Below are 19,970 nucleotides of genomic sequence, written 5' to 3' on the forward strand. Positions count from 1 at the left end.
GCCGCGATTGCCCAGTTTCAGGCCAGCACTTCCATTCGCAGCGCCTTCCGGTCGAGCTTGCCGATCATCGTTCGCGGCAGCTCGTCACGGATGACCACCCCCGAAACGCGCTCGTGTTTGCCCACGCGCTGGTTGATCCAGGCCTGCAATGCGCTCGCATCGGTCTGCGCGTCGTCCTGCAACGTGACATAGGCCCGCGGCGTTTCGCCCAGGTAATCGTCTGGAACCCCGATTACGAGCGTTTCCTTGATAGCGGGATGCTCCAGCAGGATCGCCTCGACCTGGCTGGGGAACACCTTGAAACCACCGACCGCGATCATGTCCTTGATCCGGTCGACAATGGCGATGAATCCGTCCTCGTCGATTTCGGCCACGTCGCCGGTGCGTAACCAGTGCGTGCCATCAATCTCGGCGAAGGCGGAAGCCGCAGCATCGGGCCGGTTCCAGTATCCCTGCATGATCTGCGGCCCGGTGATCGCCAGTTCGCCCGGTTCGCCTTCGGACGCGAGGCGGGTGGGATCTTCCTTGTCGAGAAGGATAATGCGGGTTTGCGGTATGACCTGGCCGATCGTTCCCGGCTTGCGCAGGCCGGTATAGGGATTGGTCGATACGACCCCCGCGCTTTCGGTCAGGCCGTAGCCTTCGACCAGCCGCGCGCCGGTTGCGGCTTCGAACTTCTCGCGAACCGGCGCCGGCAATGGCGCGCCGCCCGAAATCGCCACCTTGAGCGACGAGAAATCCGTGCGCGCGATATCGGGATGGTCGAGCAGCGCCTGAAACATGGTCGGCACACCGGGGAACGCGGTGGCCCGCGTGCGTTCGATGGTCTTCAACACCTGCTTGGGTTCGAAACGGGGCACCATTGCGATACATCCGCCCTTGGCCACAGTTCGGTTGAGCACGCAGGTGTTGGCGAAAACGTGGAACAGCGGCAGCGCGCCCATGATGACATCGGTCACATCGTCGCCGAACGGATCGATCGCATCCACCTGGAGCGCGTTGACCGCGAGATTGGTGTGCGTGAGCATGGCACCCTTGGGCCGTCCGGTGGTGCCGCCTGTGTATTGCAGAAGCGCGAGATCGGCCGGCATGATCGAAACGGCCGCCGGTTCGCCCGAGGCTGCTGCTGCCACATCGGCCCATTCGAACACATCGGGCTGGCCCGGAATGGATGCGATACTTTTGCGGCCGAGCAACTTCAGCGCAATCCGCTTCGGCCAGGACAGCATTGCCCCCAGCCGCCCGACGACGAGGGTTTGCAAAGGCGATGCGTCGAGCACCTTGAGCGCGGTGGGCAGCAGGCTGGCGGCATCGATGGTGACCAGCAGGCGCGTACCCGAATCCTCGACCTGCTGGGCCAGTTCGTCGACCGTGTAGAGCGGCGAGAAGTTGACCACGACGGCGCCCGCCATCATCGCGCCGTAGTACGCGGCCACGTATATCGGCACATTGGGCAGGAACAGCCCGATCCGATCGCCCCGATCCACCCCCATCGCCTGAAGCCCGGCAGCGAAGCGCCGCGCCTCGTCGTGGAGTTCGCGATAGGAGAAGGACCGCCCGAGAAAATCGACCAGGGGCGCATCGGGGTGCCGGTTCGCCGAACGCGCGAACAGATCGGGCAGGGTTACCGGCTCGAACCGGGTGTCCCAGGGCGCAGCGTGCTGATAGCTCGTCTTACTGACATCCATGTAAACATGGATGCGTCAAGCAGACGCATAGAGCAAGGACTTTTTGTTACGCCGCGATGCCGCCGCGCGACGACTGCGATATCAGGCGGGTTCGTCGCCGCCTTCGGCTTCGGAAGCGCGCTTCGCCTCCAGCCAGGCGGCGGCCTCCGCTTCCTGAGCGGCTTCGGAAGCAGCCTTTTCATTCGCATCGCGCTCTGCCCGCAGTTCGGCGATCAGCTTCTCGCGGTCGGTGCCCGAATCGGCAACAACCGGAGCCTCTTCCTCGATACCGGCCTTCTTCGCGGCCTTGGCGACGACGGCATCCAGCTCGCGCTGCGAACACAGGCCCAGCGTTACCGGGTCCTTCGGCTGAATGTTCTGGATGTTCCAGTGGCTGCGCTCGCGAATCGCGGTGATCGTGTTGCGCGTGGTGCCGATCAGCTTCGAAATCTGCGCGTCGGAGATTTCCGCGTGGTTGCGCAGAATCCATGCGATCCCGTCGGGCTTGTCCTGCCGCTTGGAAACGGGTGTGTAGCGCGGCCCCTTGGTCCGGGTCACTTCGACCGGGGCCTTGTGCATCTTGAGCGCATATTCGGCATCGGCCTGACCGCGCTCGATCTCTTCCTGCGTCAGCTCGCCCGAATGGACAGGGTCGCGGCCGGTGTACTTGCTGCCTGCAAGATCGTCCGCCATCGCCTGCACCTCGAGTATGTGCAGACCGCAGAAATCGGCGATTTGCGAGAAGCTGAGCGATGTGTTGTCGACCAGCCAGGTGGCGGTGGCGTGCGGCATCAGCGGGGTGGGTTGGGGCATGGCGAAACTGTCCTGAAAATATAAGGGCCGCCCCTCGCGGAGCGGCCGTTGCGGACACGATTTAGGCGATGCGTACCGCGAGGGCAAGCGTTTAGGGTTTACGGCCTGCGCGGATCAGGCCGGTACCGGCTCCGTATCGAGCGCGACGAGGCCGGCCAGAAACTGATCGGTCGCCGCGTCCCACGAATAGCGCGCCCCCAGTTCGGCGCAATCGGCCCGGTCGCTGAAGAGCGCCCCTGCAATCGCGCGATCGAGATCTTCGGACAGGGCACCGACTTTATCGGTAACGATATCGACCGGTCCGGCGACGGGAAACGCGGCCACCGGCGTGCCGCAGGCCAGCGCCTCGATCATCACCAGTCCGAACGTATCGGTACGGCTGGGAAACACGAAGACATCGGCATGGGCGTAACATCCGGCCAGCTCCGCCCCGCTGCGGCGGCCGATGAAGTGGGCATCGGGGAACCGTTCGCGCAGTCCGGCGAGCGCCGGCCCGTCACCGACCACGACTTTGCTGCCCGGATACTGGCCGGACAGAAACGCGTCGATGTTCTTTTCGACCGCAACTCTGCCGACATAGAGCTGAATGGGACGGGGGAGATCGGCGAATTCCGGCGGCTCGGGAGCCTGCGGGTTGAAGCAGGCCAGGTCGACCCCGCGGCTCCACGCGTGAAGCCGGCCGAGCCCCCGGCCCCGCAGTTCTTCCCGAACGCTTTCCGTCGCCACCAGGATACGCCGCGCGGGGGCGTGAAACCAGCGAATATACCGCCAGAACAGCGCCGGGGGCAGCCCGGTGCGGCGCGCGACATAGTCGGGAAACTGCGTGTGATAGGCGGTGGTGAACGGAATCCCGCGTGCCAGGCAATAGCGGCGCGCGGCCATTCCCAGCGGTCCTTCGGTCGCGATATGGATCGCATCGGGCGCAATGGCGTCCAGCCGACGCCCGATGCCGCCGGGCGGCGCCATCGCCAGTCGGATGTCGGGATAAGTCGGACAGGGTACCGAGCGGAACAGGTCGGGCGAGATGACCTCCACCGTATGTCCGCGCTGCTGGAGGATGGCGCAGGTCGTGGTCAGCGTTCGCACCACCCCGTTCATCTGGGGGCGCCAGGCATCGGTGACGATTGCGACGCGCTGGGGGTAGGGTTGCCGGTTCCGCGTCTCGTCCGGGAAACCGGTCATCCGATTCATGCCGCAGCCTTCTCTCCGGCGGGTTCGGGTGCGAGATGCGCGTCACGGCGAGCCATCTCTTCGGGCCAGTGCAGCAGCTCCATCCGTCCGTCGAAATGCTCGACCAGTGCGTTGCAGCCTTCGACCCAATCGCCATCGTTGTAGTATTCGATACCGTCGAATTCGCGGATCTCGGCGGTATGAATGTGGCCGCACACCACCCCATCGACCCCGCGTTCTCCTGCAGCGCGGGCGACGACTTCCTCGTACTTGGAAATGAATTCGACGGCGTTCTTGACCTTGTGCTTCGCCATTTTGGACAGCGACCAGTATGGCAGGCCGAGCATCCGCCGCACCCCGTTCACATAACGGTTCAGCTCCATCATCACGTGGTAAAGCGCGTCCCCGACAAAGGCGAGCCAGCGGTGCGCGAGCATGATGGTGTCGAATTCGTCGCCGTGCAGTACCATGAGACGACGACCGTCCGCGGTGTCGTGGAAGGCGGCGCGGCGAAGTTCCACCCCGCCGAAATTCATGCCCGAAAACGGTCGCAGCATTTCGTCGTGATTGCCGGGGATATAGACAATCCGCGTGCCGCGCTTCGCTCGCTTGAGAATGCGCCAGACCACATCGTTGTGTTCGGCAGGCCAGTAGAATTTTTTCTTGAGGCGCCAGCCGTCGATGATGTCGCCGACCAGATACATCGTCTCGCTATCGGTGCTGTCGAGGAAATCGATCAGCATCGCCGCGTTGCACCCCTTGGTCCCAAGGTGAATATCGCTGATCCAGATCGTGCGATAGCGCTGCCGCTTGCCATCCTCCGGTTCGGGAATGGCACTTTGTATCGGGGGGAAACTGGCAACAGTCGCCAGTTCGGCCAGTTCTGCCGGCAAGCCGTCGCCGCGTTTCGTGCTCATCACCGAACCCTCGCGAGCAATTGCACTCTCGCAAGCCATGGCAGGCAATTGTTACAACCGATTCACAACGCGGTGACGCTTCAGCGTAAGTTTGACCGTTCTGCGTCAGTCGATGGCTGCGATGGGGCCGGGCCGCAGCCTTCCGCGCACGACCGCCGGAACGGTCAGCCGCCGGCCACCTCGAGCACGATCTTGCCGATGTGATCGCCCGCTTCCATCCGCGCATGAGCAGCTGCCGCCTCTGCCAGCGGAAAGCTGCGATCCATAACCGGGCGCAGCGTACGATCTTCGAACAGCGGCCAGGCGTTCTTTTCTATTTCCGCAGCCAGCAGCGTCTTGAAAGCGTCCGTACGCGGGCGCAGCGTCGAGCCGGTGAGGGTGTAGCGGCGGCTCATCACCACGGCCATGTTCAGCTCGGCCTTCATCCCGCCCAGGATCGCGATCGTCACATGGCGTCCGTCTTCGGCCAGACACTTGAGATTGCGGGGGACATAGTCGCCCGAAACCATGTCGAGCACGACCTCCACCCCTTTGCCGCCGGTGTAGGCCTTCACTTCTTCGACGAAGTCCTGCTCGCGGTAGTTGATCGCAAGATCCGCCCCCAGTTCGCGCGCAGCGGCGCATTTCGCCTCGTCGCCGCACGTTACGATCACGCGCAGGCCAAAGGCCTTGCCCAGCATTGTCGCCATCGTTCCGATCCCGCTGGTGCCGCCGTGGACCAGCAGGGTTTCACCTTCGCTCGCCCAGCCGCGTTCGAACACGTTGTGCCACACGGTGAACAGCGTTTCGGGAATGGCCGCGGCTTCGGCCAGCGGCATCGCATCGGGCACCGGCAGGCAATGGCCGATATGCGCGAGGCAATATTCGGCATAGCCACCCCCGGCGACGAGGGCGCAATAGCGCTCGCCCACGTAATCTTCCAGCACGCCCGGGCCCACGGCTGCGATCGTGCCGGATACCTCCAGCCCCGGAATCGGTGAAGCGCCGGGTGGCGGCGGGTAGAGCCCCTGGCGCTGCGCCACATCGGGCCGGTTGACCCCGGCCCAGGCAACACGGAGCAGGACCTGCCCCTCGCCCGGTTCGGGCACCGCGATGCGCTCCGTTCGCAAAACCTCGGGATCGCCGGGGTTATCGAAACCGATCGCAGTCATTTCACCAGGCACTTGCGCCGCCATTGGCATCCCCCCTGTTGCCGAGCCGTCACGCGAGCGCACCTAACGCGCTGCCCCATTGACAGCAAGCGCCACGAATTGCGAGATTGAGGGCAATGGAAGAGGACGATCGTCCGCGCCCCCGTGGCGATGCTGCGAGCAAGCTCGCCGGGGAGGACCTTTCGCCCTATTCGCGCGACGAGCTGACGGAGCGGATCGCTCTGCTCGAAGCCGAGATCGCCCGGGTGGAAAAACACCGCCAGTCGGCAGATGCGCACCGCGACGCTGCCGAAGCGCTGTTTGGAAAGCCGGCCGGATGAAACATGCCATTCGCATTTGGCCCGTTCGCATTTGGCGATGGTCGCCCCATATGGGTGTGACCGGCCCCGCCGGTTCCCGTATTCCCCCTGCGAGGGGGCTGCATTTCGCCACGAAAGACCGATAGATGCCCAGCTTCGCCCAGAACCTTGAGAAAACACTGCATGCCGCGCTGGAAAATGCCGGAGAGCGGCGGCACGAATATGCAACGCTTGAGCATCTCCTGCTTGCGCTGGTGGACGATGAGGATGCAGCGCAGGTCATGGCTGCCTGCGGTGTCGATCTTGACGAACTCGGCGAAGCGGTGCGCCAGTATCTCGACCAGGAATACCAGTCGCTGAAAACCGAAGACGACGGCGATCCGCAACCGACGGCGGGGTTCCAGCGGGTGATCCAGCGGGCGATTCTTCACGTCCAGTCCAGCGGCAAGGACACGGTAACCGGCGCGAACGTGCTGGTCGCACTGTTTTCCGAGCGTGACAGTTATGCCGTCTACTTCCTGCAGCAGCAGGACATGAGCCGGCTCGATGCCGTAAGCTTCATCAGCCACGGTATCGGCAAAGGCGGCAAGCATCTCGAAAGCCGCTCTCCCCAGGGTGCCGACGAAGCCGGCAAGCCCGACGAGAAAGCCGACAACAAGAAAGAAACCGCACTCGACCAGTTCACGGTCAACCTGAATGCGAAGGCAGAAGCGGGCAAAGTCGATCCGCTGATCGGCCGCGGCCCGGAAGTCGACCGCACGATCCAGATCCTCTGCCGCCGGTCGAAGAACAATCCGCTCTACGTCGGCGATCCGGGCGTGGGCAAGACGGCCATCGCCGAAGGGCTCGCGCGCAAGATTATCGAAGGCGACGTACCCGAAGTCCTGGCCGATGCGGTGATCTACTCGCTCGACATGGGCGCGCTGCTCGCCGGCACACGCTATCGCGGCGATTTCGAAGAACGCCTGAAGCAGGTCGTGAACGAGTTGGAAGGAATGCCCGACGCAATCCTGTTCATCGACGAGATTCACACCGTGATCGGTGCCGGCGCGACCAGCGGCGGGGCAATGGACGCCAGCAACCTGCTGAAGCCGGCGCTGTCGAGCGGCGCGATCCGCTGCGTCGGATCGACTACCTACAAGGAATTCCGCAACCACTTCGAAAAGGATCGCGCCCTCCTGCGCCGGTTCCAGAAAATCGACGTCAACGAGCCGACGATCGAGGACACGGTCAAGATCCTGCGCGGCCTGAGGACAGCGTTCGAAGCGCACCACAACGTCAAGTACACACCCGATGCGCTCAAGACCGCGGTCGAGCTGTCGGCGCGCTACATCAACGATCGCAAGCTGCCCGACAAGGCAATCGACGTGATCGACGAAGTCGGCGCGATGCAAATGCTGGTCCCGCCCAGCCGCCGCAAGAAGAAGATTACTGCGCGCGAGATCGAGGCGGTGATCGCAACAATGGCGCGCATCCCGCCCAAAACGGTGTCGAGCGACGACAAGAAGGCTCTCGAAAACCTTGAACGGGATCTGAAGCATGTCGTCTTCGGCCAGGACAATGCGATTCAGCGCCTCTCGACCGCGATGAAGCTGAGCCGGGCCGGCCTGCGCGACCCGGACAAGCCGATCGGCAGCTTCCTCTTCACCGGCCCCACCGGCGTCGGCAAGACCGAAGTCGCTCGCCAGCTGGCGAGTGTCATGGGCATCGAGCTGAAGCGTTTCGACATGTCCGAATATATGGAACGGCACTCGGTCAGCCGGCTGATCGGCGCGCCTCCGGGCTATGTCGGGTACGATCAGGGCGGTCTGCTGACCGATGCCGTGGATCAGAACCCGCACTGCGTCCTGCTGCTTGACGAGATCGAGAAGGCCCACCCCGATCTGTTCAACATCCTGCTGCAGGTGATGGATAACGGGCGCCTGACCGACCACCACGGCAAGACGGTCGATTTCCGCAACGTCGTGCTGATCATGACGACCAATGCCGGGGCTGCCGATATGGCGAGCCAGGGCATCGGGTTCGGCGATGTGAGCAAGGAAGATGCGGGCGAAGAAGCGGTGAAGAAGATGTTCACCCCCGAATTCCGCAACCGGCTCGATGCCATCGTTCCGTTCGGATACCTGGGCAGGAGCACGGTCGCGCGCGTCGTCGACAAGTTCATTCTTCAGCTCGAATTGCAGCTGGCCGAACAGAATGTGCATATCCAGTTCGACAAGGATGCGCGCGACTGGCTGGCCGACAAGGGGTACGATCGCCTCTACGGCGCGCGGCCGATGGGCCGCCTGATCCAGGACAAGATCAAGCAGCCGCTGGCCGAAGAATTGCTGTTCGGCAAACTCGCCGACGGGGGCGAGGTCCACGTCAGCGTCAAGGGCGGCAAACCGTCGTTCGAACTGACCCCCGCACCGCCCAAGACCCGGACCAGGCGCAAAGCCGCGAAGAAAACCACCGCGAAAAAGGGTGCGGCTGACAAGACGCCGGACGCGAGCGAAGGCGCCGGAAACGACAAAAGCGAATAACGCTGCACAACGTCCATTCGATGCACCGAACGCGGCCGCTGCGGCGACCGCGTTCGGGTATCGCCCAGCCCGCCGGCGGAACCGCAACCACGCAGCGCCATTCTTAGCGATATGGCGCGCGATTTCGCATGGATCCGGCCCGAGCCGCACGGCATCCATGTCGTCCCCGCCGACTGCTGGATCGACCCCTCGCAGGCCGTGGACTGCGCGCTCGTGACCCACGGTCATGCCGACCATGCCCGCGGCGGTCACGGACGGACCGTCGCCACGCCTGAAACGCTGGCGATCATGAAGTTGCGCTACGCGACTTCGGATGGGGCAACCCCGGTCGCCTATCACGAAACGATTCGCCTGCCCGGCGGCGTGGATGCGACCTATATCCCCGCCGGGCATGTGCTCGGCAGTGCCCAGATCCTGCTCGAACATGCCGGCGAACGTGTCGTGGTGACGGGCGATTACAAGCGCATGCCCGATCCGACTTGCCCGCCTTTCGCGGTGACGGCATGCGACGTGTTCATCACCGAAGCGACCTTCGGCCTCCCGGTGTTCTGCCATCCGCCGATCGGTGCCGAAATCGGCAAGCTGCTCGACCGCCTGGCCGCCCACCCGGATCGCTGCGTACTGGTCGGTGCCTATGCCCTCGGCAAAGCCCAACGCGTGATCGCGGAACTGCGCGCGGCCGGACACCACGACCCGATCTATATCCACGGCGCGATGGAGAAGATGTGCCGTCTCTACCAGGATTTCGGCGTGGATCTGGGCGAACTGCGGCTTGTGAGCGAAGCGGACAAGGATGCCATGCGCGGCCATGTCGTGGTCTGCCCGCCGTCGGCGCTCAACGACCGGTGGAGCCGCCGCCTGCCCGACCCGATCACCGCCATGGCGTCAGGCTGGATGCGCGTGCGCCAGCGCGCTCGCCAGCGCAACGTCGAACTGCCACTGGTCATATCCGACCATGCGGACTGGGGCGAACTGACCCGCACGGTGGAAGAAGTCGATCCGTACGAGACCTGGATCACCCACGGCCGCGAGGAGGCCCTGCTGCGCTGGCACCAGCTCCACCAGCGGCGCGCCCGCGCCCTCGCGCTGGTCGGTTACGAGGATGAGGACGACTAGCGGTGGAGCAGCTTGCCGCATTGCTCGATGCACTGGTCTATACGCGGAGCCGGAACGAGAAACTGCGCCTGATCGCCGAGTATCTGCGCGAAGCCGGCGATCCCGACCGGGGCTGGACCCTCGCTGCACTGACCGGCGGGCTCGATTTCCCTGCCGTCAAGTCGTCAACCATCCGCAACCTTCTCAGGGAACGGATCGACCCCGTTCTATGGACGTTGAGCCGCGATTTCGTGGGCGATACGGCGGAAGCCGCCAGCCTTCTGTGGCCATCGGGCGAAGTGCCGCACGATCCGCCATCGGTGACGGAGGCGGTCGAAGCGCTGACCGCGATGACCCGCAGGAGCGCCCCGGTCGAGCTCGCGAACCTGCTCGACCGGCTCGACGCCTCGGGCCGCTACGCCCTGCTGAAAATGGCAACCGGCGGGATGCGGATCGGCGTGTCGTCGCGCCTCGCCAAGGTCGCGTTCGCCCGGGCATTCGCCGTGGCGGTGGAGGAAGTGGAGGAACATTGGCATGGCCTCGCTCCGCCCTACTCCGCACTGTTCGCCTGGGCCGCGGAAGGTGCCGCGCCGCCCGATACGGCAAACCTGCCCACCTTTCGCCCCTTCATGCTGGCCCATCCGCTGGAAGACACCGTGGTCGACCTGGCGGACTATGCTGCGGAATGGAAATGGGACGGGATCCGGGTCCAGCTCGTCCGAATCGGGGGCGAAAGCCGCCTCTATTCGCGTGGCGGCGACGATATTTCCGCGACTTTCCCCGAACTTCTCGATGCGCTTCCCGTCGATGCCGTTCTGGACGGCGAGCTGCTCGTGCGGGGCACGACCCAGGGCGGTGAGAAAGGCGGCGCGGCCAGCTTCAATGCATTGCAGCAGCGGCTGGGCCGCAAGACGGTAAGCCGAAAAATGCTGGCCGAGGCGCCCGCATTCGTCAGGTTGTACGACGCGCTGATCGTGGATGGCGAGGATCTGCGCGAATTGCCCTGGGCCAAGCGGCGCGCCCGGCTGGAAGCGCTGATGCCGCGCCTGCCGGCAACCCATTTCGACCTGAGCGATCTGGTCGAGGCGGGCAGCTTCGATGATCTGGCGCAGATCCGCCAAGGCGCGCGTGACGATGCTATCGAAGGGCTGATGCTCAAGCGCCGCGATTCGCCTTACGTCGCGGGCCGCCGCACCGGGCTGTGGTACAAGTGGAAGCGCGATCCCCTGCTGATCGATTGCGTGCTGATGTATGCCCAGCGGGGCAGCGGGCGGCGATCGAGCTTCTTTTCCGATTATACTTTCGGCTGCTGGGACGGCGACCCCGACGCCGGGGCCGACCTGCTGCCGGTCGGCAAAGCCTATTCCGGCTTCACCGACGAGGAGCTGAAGCGCCTCGACCGGCATGTGCGCACGCACACGATCAATCGCTTCGGTCCGGTACGCGAAACCGACAGGTCGCTCGTGTTCGAAGTCGCCTTCGATTCGGTCCACGAAAGCCGCCGGCACAAATCCGGCCTCGCCATGCGCTTCCCCCGCATCCACCGCATCCGCTGGGACAAACCGGTCCACGAAGCCGACCGGATCGAGACACTGCGCGCATTGGTCCGGGATTGAAATCGCGGCAGCTTGGCGGCATGATCTGCGGATCATGCATCGCTACGACGTTTCGCGCCGCTCGCTGGCCTATGGCATAGCGGGGCTGGCAGGCTTCGTGGATGCGGCAGGCTTCCTCGCGGCCAATGGTTATTTCGTCTCGTTCATGTCGGGAAATACGACCCGGCTCGGTGTCGAAACCATCATGCAACCCGATGCAACTCTGTTGCCGATCCTTTTAATCGCGTGCTTCGTGGCCGGAGTCACAAGCGGCGCCGTGGTCGCCGACAAGAGCGAGAAATCCGCGACCACGTCCGTACTGGCACTCTCAACACTATTGATAGCTGCTGGAGCCATTGCCCATGCCGCAGGTACGACCGCCCTGTTTCTGGGCGCCTCGGCGCTCGCAATGGGCGCGATCAACAACGCTTTCCGCCGTGAAGGGGAGGTTGCGGTCGGCGTGACATACATGACCGGCGCACTGGTCCGGTTCGGGCAGGGTCTGGCCGCACGGCTTACCGGCCGGAGGCAACGCGGGGATCTGGCCCATCTTCTACTGTGGGCCAGCCTGGCCGTCGGGGCGGTTCTTGGAGCAGCAGCGACCACGGCGTTGCCGGCCATCGCGCCCTGGATGCCGCTGTTGTATGCAGCCGGCCTGTTCGGTCTCGCCAGACGGGTCGAGCGGGCCAGGGCCTAACCCGCGTCCCGCCCCGGCAACTGAATCAACTTGTCCCGCGAAGTTGCGCCGCGCAACATTCGCAGCCGCGACCCGCCGACACCCAGCGCCTTACTCAACAGCGCCAGAACGGCGGCATTGGCGGCCCCGTCCGAAGGCCGCGCACGCACTTTCACCAGCAGTCGACCGCCGTCGATCACCATACTTTCGCTGCGCGCGCCCGGCGTGACACGCAAGGCCAGGCGACCTTGCCCATCGGCCAGAGCGAAAATCGCCGGTGCGGGTGGAAGCTCAAGCCCTGGACGCGCCATCGAGAGCGGCCGCATGTGCCTTCCCATTTTCGACATAGTGGGCGACGCCGGCCCGCATGCCGGCGATCGCCGCATCGTCGAGGTCGCGCATCTTGCGTGCCGGGCGGCCGCCCCACAGCTCCCGCGCAGCCATGGCCTTGCCTTCGGTGAGCATTGCGCCGGCCGCCAGCATGGCGTCGGAACCGATCACGGCCTTGTTCATCGCGATCGCGCCGAGGCCCACGAAGCCGCGATCCTCGATCGTGCAGCCGTGGATCATCGCCATGTGCCCGATCAGCACATCATCGCCGATCAGCAGCGGCGAGCCGTCGGGATCGCCGGGCCGTTCGGGGTCGCAATGCAGAACGCTACCGTCCTGCACGTTGCTGCGCTCGCCGATCACGATTCGGCTGACATCGGCGCGCAGCACGCAATTGTACCAGATCGAGCTGTCGGCCCCGATGGTCACGTCCCCGATGAGGACACAGCCGGGCGCGACAAAGGCACTGTCATGAATGGTCGGGGTCTTGCCGTGAATCGGAACGATCGTCACGCCGGGGCGGCTGGTCGTCACTGTGCGCTCTCCCATTGGTCTTTCGTGAGCGAATACTGGATCGTCGGGTTATCCTGCGGCGGAAACGCCGGGTCTTCGAAATCGAGATCCTTGCGCCGCACCATGCCCAGCTTCTGCATCAGTTTCCAGCTTCCGACATTGGCCTCGCTGGTCAGGGCAACGACGTGGGGTGCGCCGACACGCGTAAATGCCCAGTCGAGCACCGGCCGCATGGCTTCTTCGGCATAGCCCCTGCGCCAGCGATCCTCGCGCACCAGCCAGCCGATTTCATGGTCGCCCTGATTGGGCGCGAGCGGATTGTCGACCCGCTTGATGCCGCAATGGCCGACCATCTCGCCGCTGGCCTTCTCGATCATGAAGAGGAAGCTGAAGCCTTCTCGCGCGTAGAGCGCCATGCCCCTGGCGTGCTTCGCTTCGATCTCGTGCAGTTCCTTGACGCCGCCAAGACGGGCCATGACCGAAGGCGTGTTCAGCAGACGATACTGGAGCGCGGCGTCGCCTTCCTCGATCGTGCGCAGAACGAGGCGGTCCGTTTCCGCAATAATATCAGCCACTGCGGCTTTCCCACGTGGCGCGGTCGATCGAGTAGACGATGATGAACGGGTCCTGCTCGTCGAATTCGGCACTTTCGAAGTCGAGATCTTCGCGACGGCGCATGCCGAGGCGCTTCATCAGCCCCCAGCTCCCTTCGTTGCGCTGCACGGTAATGGCGATAACCTCGTCTGCATCGAAACGATCGAAGGCAAGGTCGAGCGACGCCCGCGCCGCCTCCTTCGCGTAGCCTTTGCCCCATGCGTCCTCCCGCAAGCGCCAGCCGACTTCCATCATGCCGATCGGGCCGCCGGGCTGGTTCGACCGCTTGAGGCCGCAAAAGCCGAGAATTTCGCCGTCTTCGCGCCGCTCCAGACACCAGAAGGTGTGCCCGTGCTCGCGCCGGTAGGAGAGGAACCGTTCCTGCGCAGCGCGGCACTTCGCTTCATCGCCTACACCGCCCAGCCAGCGCATCACAGCCGGGGTGTTCGTGCCTTCCCAGAAGGCCGGCCAATCCTCCTCGCGCCAGTCACGCAGGATGAGCCGTTCCGTTTCGTGCCGAAATTCAGCCATGCCTAAGCCCCCAGCAGCCGCGCGGCATGGGCCGCGTGATACGTCAGCACGCCGCTGCATCCTGCCCGCTTGAAGGCCGTCAGCGTTTCGAGAACCAGCGCATCGCGGTCGCCTGCGCCAGCCGCGGTGGCGGCCTCGATCATCGCGTATTCGCCGCTGACCTGGTAGGCGAAGACCGGCACCTCGAACCGCTCCTTCACCCGGCGCACGATATCGAGATAGGGCAGGCCCGGCTTGACCATGACGCTGTCGGCCCCTTCGGCAAGGTCGAGTGCAACCTCGCGCAGCGCCTCATCCCCGTTGGCCGGGTCCATCTGGTAGGATTTCTTGTCGCCTTTCAGGAGGCCGCCCGATCCCACCGCATCGCGAAACGGGCCGTAGAAGGCGCTGGCATATTTGGCGGCATAGCTCATGATCTGGACATTGTGGTGCCCACCCATTTCCAGCGCCATGCGGATCGCCTTCACCCGCCCGTCCATCATATCCGACGGGGCAATGACGTCGGCCCCGGCCTGCGCCTGATTGACCGCCTGATCGACGAGAACGGCGACCGTATCGTCGTTGACGACGTAGCCATCGCCGTCGAGCAGCCCGTCCTGCCCATGCGCAGTATAGGGATCGAGCGCGACATCGGTGAGAATACCGATATCGTTTCCGCAAGCATCCCTGATCGCACGGATTGCGCGGCACATGAGGTTGTCGGGGTTGAGCGCTTCCGCGCCGTCGTCGCTACGCCTGTCGGTCTGGGTGTTGGGAAACAGCGCCAGACAGGGAATGCCGAGATCGACTGCCTCTTTCGCCCGGGCGGCAATGCCGTCGAGCGACCAGCGCGACACGCCGGGCAGGCTTGCAACCGGTTCTTCCACCCCCGAACCTTCGGTGACGAACAGAGGCCAGATCAGATCGGCGGGAGTCAGCACGATTTCGCGGTGCAACGCACGGCTCCAGGCGGCCGCGCGCGTGCGACGCATCCGGAGGGAGGGATAGGAACCAGTCATGGCGATCTGTTGCCGGAATTGCCCGCAGCGGACAAGCCGCGAGTCTGACGCCGGGCGATATCGATCGCGCCGGTTACCGAATGCGCTGAGGGTCTTCGAGCCGATCGATTTCGCGCACCGGTTCCGCCGCGGCAGCTTCGGAACTGGTCGGTGCCAGGTTCTCCAGCGCAGCGCCGGGCTCCACCGTTCGAAGATCGGCAAGCGCGGCGCGGAAACGGCGCAGTTCCGCACCCGACAACTGCGCGCGCGTGACGAAGCGAACCGAGGCGGGATTCACCGCGCGCCCATTGCGATACATCTCGTAGTGAAGGTGCGGCCCGGTCGACAGGCCAGTGGAACCGACATAGCCGATAACCTGCCCCCGGCGCACGCTTTGGCCCGACCGCACCGCCATGCGGCTCATATGGCAATAGCGTGTGGCCAGCCCGCCACCATGGTCGAGGCGTACCGCATTGCCGCATCCCCCCGCGCGGCCAGCACTGGTGACGCGCGCGTCGGCCACCGCGACGATCGGCGTGCCGTAACCGGCGCGAAAGTCCATGCCCGAATGCATCCTGCGATAGCCGAGGATGGGATGTCGCCGCATACCGAAGCGGGAAGAGATCGGCCCCGGCACCGGGGCGACCAGGCCGTTGCGCTGTTCGCCCACGCCGGATGCCTCGAAAAATCGCCCTTTGCTGCCCCAGCGCATCAGCTGCGTGCTCGGCTCGCCGCCGCGCTCGATACCCGCGTAGAGAAGATCCCCCGCCTGCCGGTCTCCGGCCGCTGCGCGGCGGTACTGCACGATCATGTCGAAGGTGTCGCTCGAACGCACGGCGCGGTCCATATCGACCTGATCGCTCAGCGCCTTCAGATACTGCTGCACGGCGCTTGCCGGGGCACCGGCGGCGCGCATCGAACGGTAGAGGCTCGATCCTACCGTACCGCGAATGCGCAGCGGCGTATCGTCCACTCGGATCGGCTTGCGTGAGAGAGCGAGGTTGCCGGCGCTATCGCGGGCGATCTCCAGTTCGAGATCGAAACGGGCACGAAATGCAAGCGAATCGAGCGGCCGGGACGCGCCCGGTTGCGGCCGGCGGCCCAGCGTTATGTCGACTTGCGTGCCGGGTTCGATCGTATCGAGCGCGATAGAGCGCGCCACGAGATCCGCGACCCGCTCGGCATCGCCCGTACCGACGCCGGCACGCTGCAACATGCGGGTGAAACTGTCCCCGCGGGACAATGTGGCCAGCAATTCGACCTGCGGCCGTTCGGGCGCGGATTTCAGCGGGACGACGCGCTGCGTTGCCCCCATGCGCCGCCCGCTATCCGCCCCCAGCGCCAGGGGCATGATCATCTGACTGCGAAACTCGTCGCGCGCACTGTCGGTCATGGCCATTGCGGGGGCCGCCTCGACCGGGGTGAAATCGGGCCAGAATGCCATTGCCAGCGCCGCAAGACCGATCATGGTGCCAAGGCCGCGGAACCAGCGCCGGCTACCGATCGCTTCCGCCAGATCGGGGGCAATATCGAGGGCCGCCAGACGGGCGGAGGCATCCTCGCGCCAGGTATCCAGCCTTTCTGCGAATGTCTGCGCCCGCGGGATAACCTGGGACGTTGCGCCGGACAGGATCTGCGCATGCGACAGGGTCGCAGGACGCCACGGATCATCGCCGCAATCGGCGGCAATGCGTGCGTCTCCATCGCCCTGCTTGTACACCGCGCCTCCTCCGGCCGGTTGCGGGGAATGCCGCAACCCGATCTCCGGCGTGACCTAAGCCGCAATCCCTGCCGGATTAAAGTAAACACGCACTTAACCCGCGACAAAGCGAGTCGCGGCCGCGACGATCCGTGGGAACTGCCTCGCCTCAGCGATCGGAACGGTTGTCGCAGACGCCCCGCGATGCCACATTGCCCCGTGTGACCTCCAATCCAGAAGGCTCCCGCATAAAGGCGGTCCTCGGGCCGACCAACACGGGCAAGACTCACCTCGCGATCGAGCGGATGTGCGCCCATTCGAGCGGTGCGATCGGTTTCCCGCTGCGGCTGCTGGCGCGCGAGGTCTACGATCGCGTCGTGGCGATAAAGGGGGAAGCGCAAGTTGCGCTGATCACGGGCGAAGAGCGGATCGAACCGCCCGGCGCGCGCTATTTCCTGTGCACGGTGGAAGCGATGCCGTTGCGCAGCACAGTGCGGGCATCGGGAGACGACGGCTCTCTGGCGTTCGTCGCGCTCGACGAAGCGCAACTCGCGGCCGACCGCGAGCGTGGCCACGTGTTTACCGACTGCCTCCTCCACGCCCGCGGGCGTGAGGAAACGATGCTGCTGGGCGCCGCGACGATCGAACCCCTGGTTCGCTCGCTCGTGCCCGAAGCAGCGATTGAATCCCGGCCGCGCTTTTCGACGTTGCGCCATATCGGCGCGCGCAAGCTTTCGCGCCTGCCGCCCCGCAGCGCGATCGTCGCATTTTCGGTGGAGCAGGTCTATGCCGTGGCGGAAATGCTGCGCCGCTATCGCGGGGGCGCGGCCGTGGTCATGGGCGCGCTGAGCCCCGAAACCCGCAACCGGCAAGTCGCCATGTTCCAGTCGGGCGAAGTCGACTACATCGTCGCCACCGATGCGATCGGCATGGGTCTCAACCTTGACGTCACCCATGTCGCCTTCGCTTCGCTGACCAAGTTCGACGGTGTACGCCAGCGGCGGCTCATCCCCGCGGAGATGGCGCAGATTGCCGGGCGTGCGGGGCGGCACCAGACCGACGGCACGTTCGGCACACTCGCCGGCATCAAGGGCCCGGCACCGGAATTTTCCGAAGAAGAAGTCTACGCGATCGAGGAACATCGCTTCGCTCCGCTGACGAAATTGTTCTGGCGTGAAGCGCAGCCCCGGTTCGACACGCTGGCGACGCTGATTGCCGATCTGGAAGCTTCGCCCGACAGGCCGGAACTGGCCCCGGCAGTCGAGGCAATCGATCTCGCAGTGCTGAAGAGATTGGCCGCAGAAGACCTTGCCGATGGCGTCAAGGGCCCGGGCATGGTGCGCCGGTTCTGGGAAGCCTGCTCGCTCCCGGATTTTCGCCAGCTGGGGCCCGATGTCCATGCCCGCTTCGTCGCCCGGTTGTGGCAGGATCTGCGGGGCGGCTATCTCGGCGCCGACTACGTCGCGGCGCGCATTGCCGAACTGGACCGGGTTCAGGGCGATATCGACACGCTGCAGGGGCGCATCGCAGCCATTCGCAGCTGGGCCTATATCTGCCAGCGGCCGGACTGGGTTCTCGCTCGCGATGAAATGGCGGCGCGTGCAAGGGCAGTGGAAGCGCGCCTGTCCGATGCGCTACACGGTCGGCTGACCGAACGTTTCGTCAACCGAAGGACTGCGATACTGATGAAAACTCTGGGCACCGATCCGGCCCTTCTGCCTGTCAGCCTTGCACAGGATGGAAACCTGCTGGTGGAAGACGAACCGATCGGGCGCATCGACGGCTTCCGTTTCTCCGTGGATCACTCTGCCAGCCATGATGATCGCAAGATGCTGCTGGCGGCAGGTGAGAAGGCGTTGCCCCGCATCCTGAGCGAGCGCGCGGAAACGCTGATCGCGTCCGATATGGCCGACGTTTCCATCGCCGGCGGGGCGCTGCACTGGGAAGGGCACCAGCTCGCCCGGATTGAAGATTCGGGCGACCCGCTCGATCCGCGACTGGACCCGGCACGAGAGCTGGGATTTCTTCCCGAAGCTGCGCGCGCGCGGCTGATGGCAGCCCTCTCGCAATGGCTGGCGGCCAAACTGTCCCCGCTCGCGCCCCTGGCGAAGCTGGCCGAAGCTGCGAAGAACCCGGCAGCGGGATCGCAGGCCCGTGCGCTCCTTCTCAACCTGTTGGCCGGACACGGAGTGGTGGCGCGCGAGAACGCAGGGATCGAGCATTTGCCCAAAGAGATGCGACCTTTCCTGCGTCGCCTTGGCGTCACGTTCGGGGCTCTCGACGTGTTCGCGGGCGCCTTGCTCAAACCCGCGCCGCGCACGCTGCTTCACGCCCTGGGGCGCGATCGTCGGCCAGTGCATGACACGATGCAGCCGGTGATCGAGGCAGGCCGCCGCTTGCCCGCAGGGTACCGGTCTGTCGGCAGGCAGGCAGTGCGGGTCGATGTCGGCGAGAAAATTCTGCGGGCGGCGCACCAGACCCGGGCCGAGAAGGCAAAACGTCGCTTCGTGCTCGATCCCGCTCTGGCCATTTCGACCGGCCTTACCCCTGAAAGCTGGCGGAAACTGCTGGCAGCGGCAGGTTTCCGCTATCAGCCGGCCCGCCAGCTTGCAGAAGGTGCCTTCGGTCCGCCCGCGCCCGGGACCTGGCAATGGCAGCCCGGCCGCAACCGCAAGCCGCCGACGAAACCGGCAGCGAAAGTGCCGGCCAACAGCGCCTTCGCCGCTCTGGCGGACCTGAAGGTGCCCTGATGCGGATCGACCGGCTGCTGTGCCAGTTGCGGTTCTTCAAGACACGCAGCCGCGCGCAGGCGCTGGTCGAAACCGGTCAGGTGCGGCGAAACGGCCAGCGCGTGATGCGCGCCAGCGAAGCGGTCGCCTGCGGCGATACCCTCACTTTTCCGCTCGGCAAGGCGGTGCGCGTGATCGAACTGATCGCCCTTCCCACCCGGCGAGGACCGCCTGAGGAAGCACGTGCCTGCTATCGCGTGCTTGACCCGGAGGGGCAAAGCGCCATAGCAGCGACCGGGCCCCTGTTTCGGGCCCCAGCCAGGAAGGAAAGCGATCCGAAATGACCTATGTCGTCACCGATGCCTGCATCAAGTGCAAGTACACCGATTGTGTCGAGGTCTGTCCGGTCGACTGTTTCTACGAGGGCGAGAACATGCTGGTGATCAATCCCAGCGAGTGCATCGACTGCGGCGTTTGCGAGCCGGAGTGCCCGGCCGAGGCGATCCTGCCCGATACCGAGGATGGGCTGGAGAAGTGGCTCGAGCTCAACACGAAGTATTCGGCCGAATGGCCCAATATCACGACCCAGAAGGAACCGCCGGCCGATGCCGACGACCACAAGGGTGAAGATGGCAAGTTCGATAAGTTCTTCTCGCCCGAACCCGGCGAAGGCGACTAACGCGCGCGCAGCG

At 65.0% G+C, this 19,970-nt stretch carries 19 protein-coding genes; 8 read left to right on the forward strand and 11 right to left on the reverse strand.

Annotated features, from left to right (window positions below):
• Positions 1-17: 17 nt before the first annotated feature.
• The 5 genes from AM2010_RS11115 to AM2010_RS11135 form a co-directional block, all read right to left on the reverse strand.
• The gene (locus tag AM2010_RS11115; protein ID WP_047807116.1) at positions 18-1,688 is read right to left on the reverse strand and encodes a long-chain-fatty-acid--CoA ligase; all 1,671 of its coding nucleotides are present in this window, start codon (positions 1,686-1,688) and stop codon (positions 18-20) included.
• An 81-nt stretch (positions 1,689-1,769) separates the two neighbouring features.
• Positions 1,770-2,480, reverse strand: a complete 711-nt coding sequence (locus AM2010_RS11120; RefSeq protein ID WP_047807117.1) for a DUF1013 domain-containing protein — start codon at positions 2,478-2,480, stop codon at positions 1,770-1,772.
• A 114-nt stretch (positions 2,481-2,594) separates the two neighbouring features.
• The gene (locus tag AM2010_RS11125; RefSeq protein ID WP_082132896.1) at positions 2,595-3,671 is read right to left on the reverse strand and encodes a glycosyltransferase family 4 protein; all 1,077 of its coding nucleotides are present in this window, start codon (positions 3,669-3,671) and stop codon (positions 2,595-2,597) included.
• Complete coding sequence (locus AM2010_RS11130) at positions 3,668-4,567, reverse strand: UDP-2,3-diacylglucosamine diphosphatase (RefSeq protein ID WP_082132897.1); 900 nt, start codon at positions 4,565-4,567, stop codon at positions 3,668-3,670. Before AM2010_RS11130 ends, AM2010_RS11125 begins: the two co-directional genes overlap by 4 nt.
• Positions 4,568-4,731: 164 nt before the next feature.
• Positions 4,732-5,718 carry an NAD(P)H-quinone oxidoreductase gene (locus tag AM2010_RS11135; protein ID WP_236699453.1) on the reverse strand — a complete coding sequence of 329 codons (987 nt, stop codon included), beginning with the start codon at positions 5,716-5,718 and terminating at the stop codon, positions 4,732-4,734.
• Positions 5,719-5,834: 116 nt separating this feature from the next.
• Here AM2010_RS11135 and AM2010_RS11140 point away from each other — a divergent pair, with 116 nt between their 5' ends.
• The 5 genes from AM2010_RS11140 to AM2010_RS11160 all read left to right on the forward strand — a co-directional run bounded on the left by AM2010_RS11140 (position 5,835) and on the right by AM2010_RS11160 (position 11,926).
• Positions 5,835-6,038: a DUF1192 domain-containing protein gene (locus tag AM2010_RS11140; protein WP_047807119.1), complete on the forward strand. Its 204-nt coding sequence runs from the start codon at positions 5,835-5,837 to the stop codon at positions 6,036-6,038.
• Between the two features lie 125 nt (positions 6,039-6,163).
• Positions 6,164-8,539, forward strand: coding sequence for an ATP-dependent Clp protease ATP-binding subunit ClpA (gene clpA / locus AM2010_RS11145; RefSeq protein WP_047807120.1), 2,376 nt, complete (start codon positions 6,164-6,166; stop codon positions 8,537-8,539).
• Positions 8,540-8,650: 111 nt separating this feature from the next.
• On the forward strand, positions 8,651-9,655 hold the full coding sequence (locus AM2010_RS11150) for a ligase-associated DNA damage response exonuclease (RefSeq protein ID WP_047807121.1): 1,005 nt from the start codon (positions 8,651-8,653) through the stop codon (positions 9,653-9,655).
• Between the two features lie 2 nt (positions 9,656-9,657).
• Positions 9,658-11,250 carry a cisplatin damage response ATP-dependent DNA ligase gene (locus AM2010_RS11155; RefSeq protein WP_047807122.1) on the forward strand — a complete coding sequence of 531 codons (1,593 nt, stop codon included), beginning with the start codon at positions 9,658-9,660 and terminating at the stop codon, positions 11,248-11,250.
• 34 nt (positions 11,251-11,284) lie between these two features.
• The gene (locus tag AM2010_RS11160) at positions 11,285-11,926 is read left to right on the forward strand and encodes a YoaK family protein (RefSeq protein ID WP_047807123.1); all 642 of its coding nucleotides are present in this window, start codon (positions 11,285-11,287) and stop codon (positions 11,924-11,926) included.
• On the opposite strand, the gene AM2010_RS11165 is transcribed toward AM2010_RS11160, so the two are convergent.
• From AM2010_RS11165 to AM2010_RS11190, 6 genes are all read right to left on the reverse strand, one after another.
• Positions 11,923-12,216 (reverse strand): DUF167 domain-containing protein, encoded by a 294-nt coding sequence (locus AM2010_RS11165; protein ID WP_047807124.1) that lies wholly within the window; start codon positions 12,214-12,216, stop codon positions 11,923-11,925. The two genes, AM2010_RS11160 and AM2010_RS11165, sit on opposite strands and share 4 nt — an antisense overlap.
• The gene (locus AM2010_RS11170; RefSeq protein ID WP_047807125.1) at positions 12,197-12,784 is read right to left on the reverse strand and encodes a gamma carbonic anhydrase family protein; all 588 of its coding nucleotides are present in this window, start codon (positions 12,782-12,784) and stop codon (positions 12,197-12,199) included. The genes AM2010_RS11165 and AM2010_RS11170 overlap by 20 nt, the downstream gene beginning before the upstream one ends.
• Positions 12,766-13,323: a GNAT family N-acetyltransferase gene (locus tag AM2010_RS11175; protein WP_047807126.1), complete on the reverse strand. Its 558-nt coding sequence runs from the start codon at positions 13,321-13,323 to the stop codon at positions 12,766-12,768. The genes AM2010_RS11170 and AM2010_RS11175 overlap by 19 nt, the downstream gene beginning before the upstream one ends.
• Positions 13,316-13,873, reverse strand: a complete 558-nt coding sequence (locus tag AM2010_RS11180; RefSeq protein ID WP_047807127.1) for a GNAT family N-acetyltransferase — start codon at positions 13,871-13,873, stop codon at positions 13,316-13,318. Before AM2010_RS11180 ends, AM2010_RS11175 begins: the two co-directional genes overlap by 8 nt.
• Positions 13,874-13,875: 2 nt before the next feature.
• Entirely contained in the window at positions 13,876-14,871 is a 996-nt protein-coding gene (gene hemB, locus AM2010_RS11185; protein WP_047807128.1) for a porphobilinogen synthase, read from the reverse strand.
• Positions 14,872-14,944: 73 nt separating this feature from the next.
• Positions 14,945-16,570 (reverse strand): M23 family metallopeptidase, encoded by a 1,626-nt coding sequence (locus AM2010_RS11190; protein WP_236699454.1) that lies wholly within the window; start codon positions 16,568-16,570, stop codon positions 14,945-14,947.
• Positions 16,571-16,761: 191 nt separating this feature from the next.
• Between AM2010_RS11190 and AM2010_RS11195 the strand changes: the two genes are divergently transcribed.
• Genes AM2010_RS11195 through fdxA form a run of 3 tightly spaced genes read left to right on the forward strand, consistent with a single transcriptional unit; the run spans position 16,762 to position 19,957 of the window.
• Positions 16,762-19,299 (forward strand): helicase-related protein, encoded by a 2,538-nt coding sequence (locus AM2010_RS11195; protein ID WP_420834978.1) that lies wholly within the window; start codon positions 16,762-16,764, stop codon positions 19,297-19,299.
• A complete protein-coding gene (locus AM2010_RS11200; RefSeq protein ID WP_047807129.1) occupies positions 19,299-19,622 on the forward strand; it encodes an RNA-binding S4 domain-containing protein in 324 nt (107 codons plus the stop codon). The genes AM2010_RS11195 and AM2010_RS11200 overlap by 1 nt, the downstream gene beginning before the upstream one ends.
• Positions 19,619-19,957: a ferredoxin FdxA gene (gene fdxA, locus AM2010_RS11205; protein ID WP_047807130.1), complete on the forward strand. Its 339-nt coding sequence runs from the start codon at positions 19,619-19,621 to the stop codon at positions 19,955-19,957. Before AM2010_RS11200 ends, fdxA begins: the two co-directional genes overlap by 4 nt.
• Positions 19,958-19,970: the final 13 nt, after the last annotated feature.

Source organism: Pelagerythrobacter marensis (assembly GCF_001028625.1).
GTDB classification, from domain to species: Bacteria; Pseudomonadota; Alphaproteobacteria; order Sphingomonadales; family Sphingomonadaceae; genus Pelagerythrobacter; species Pelagerythrobacter marensis.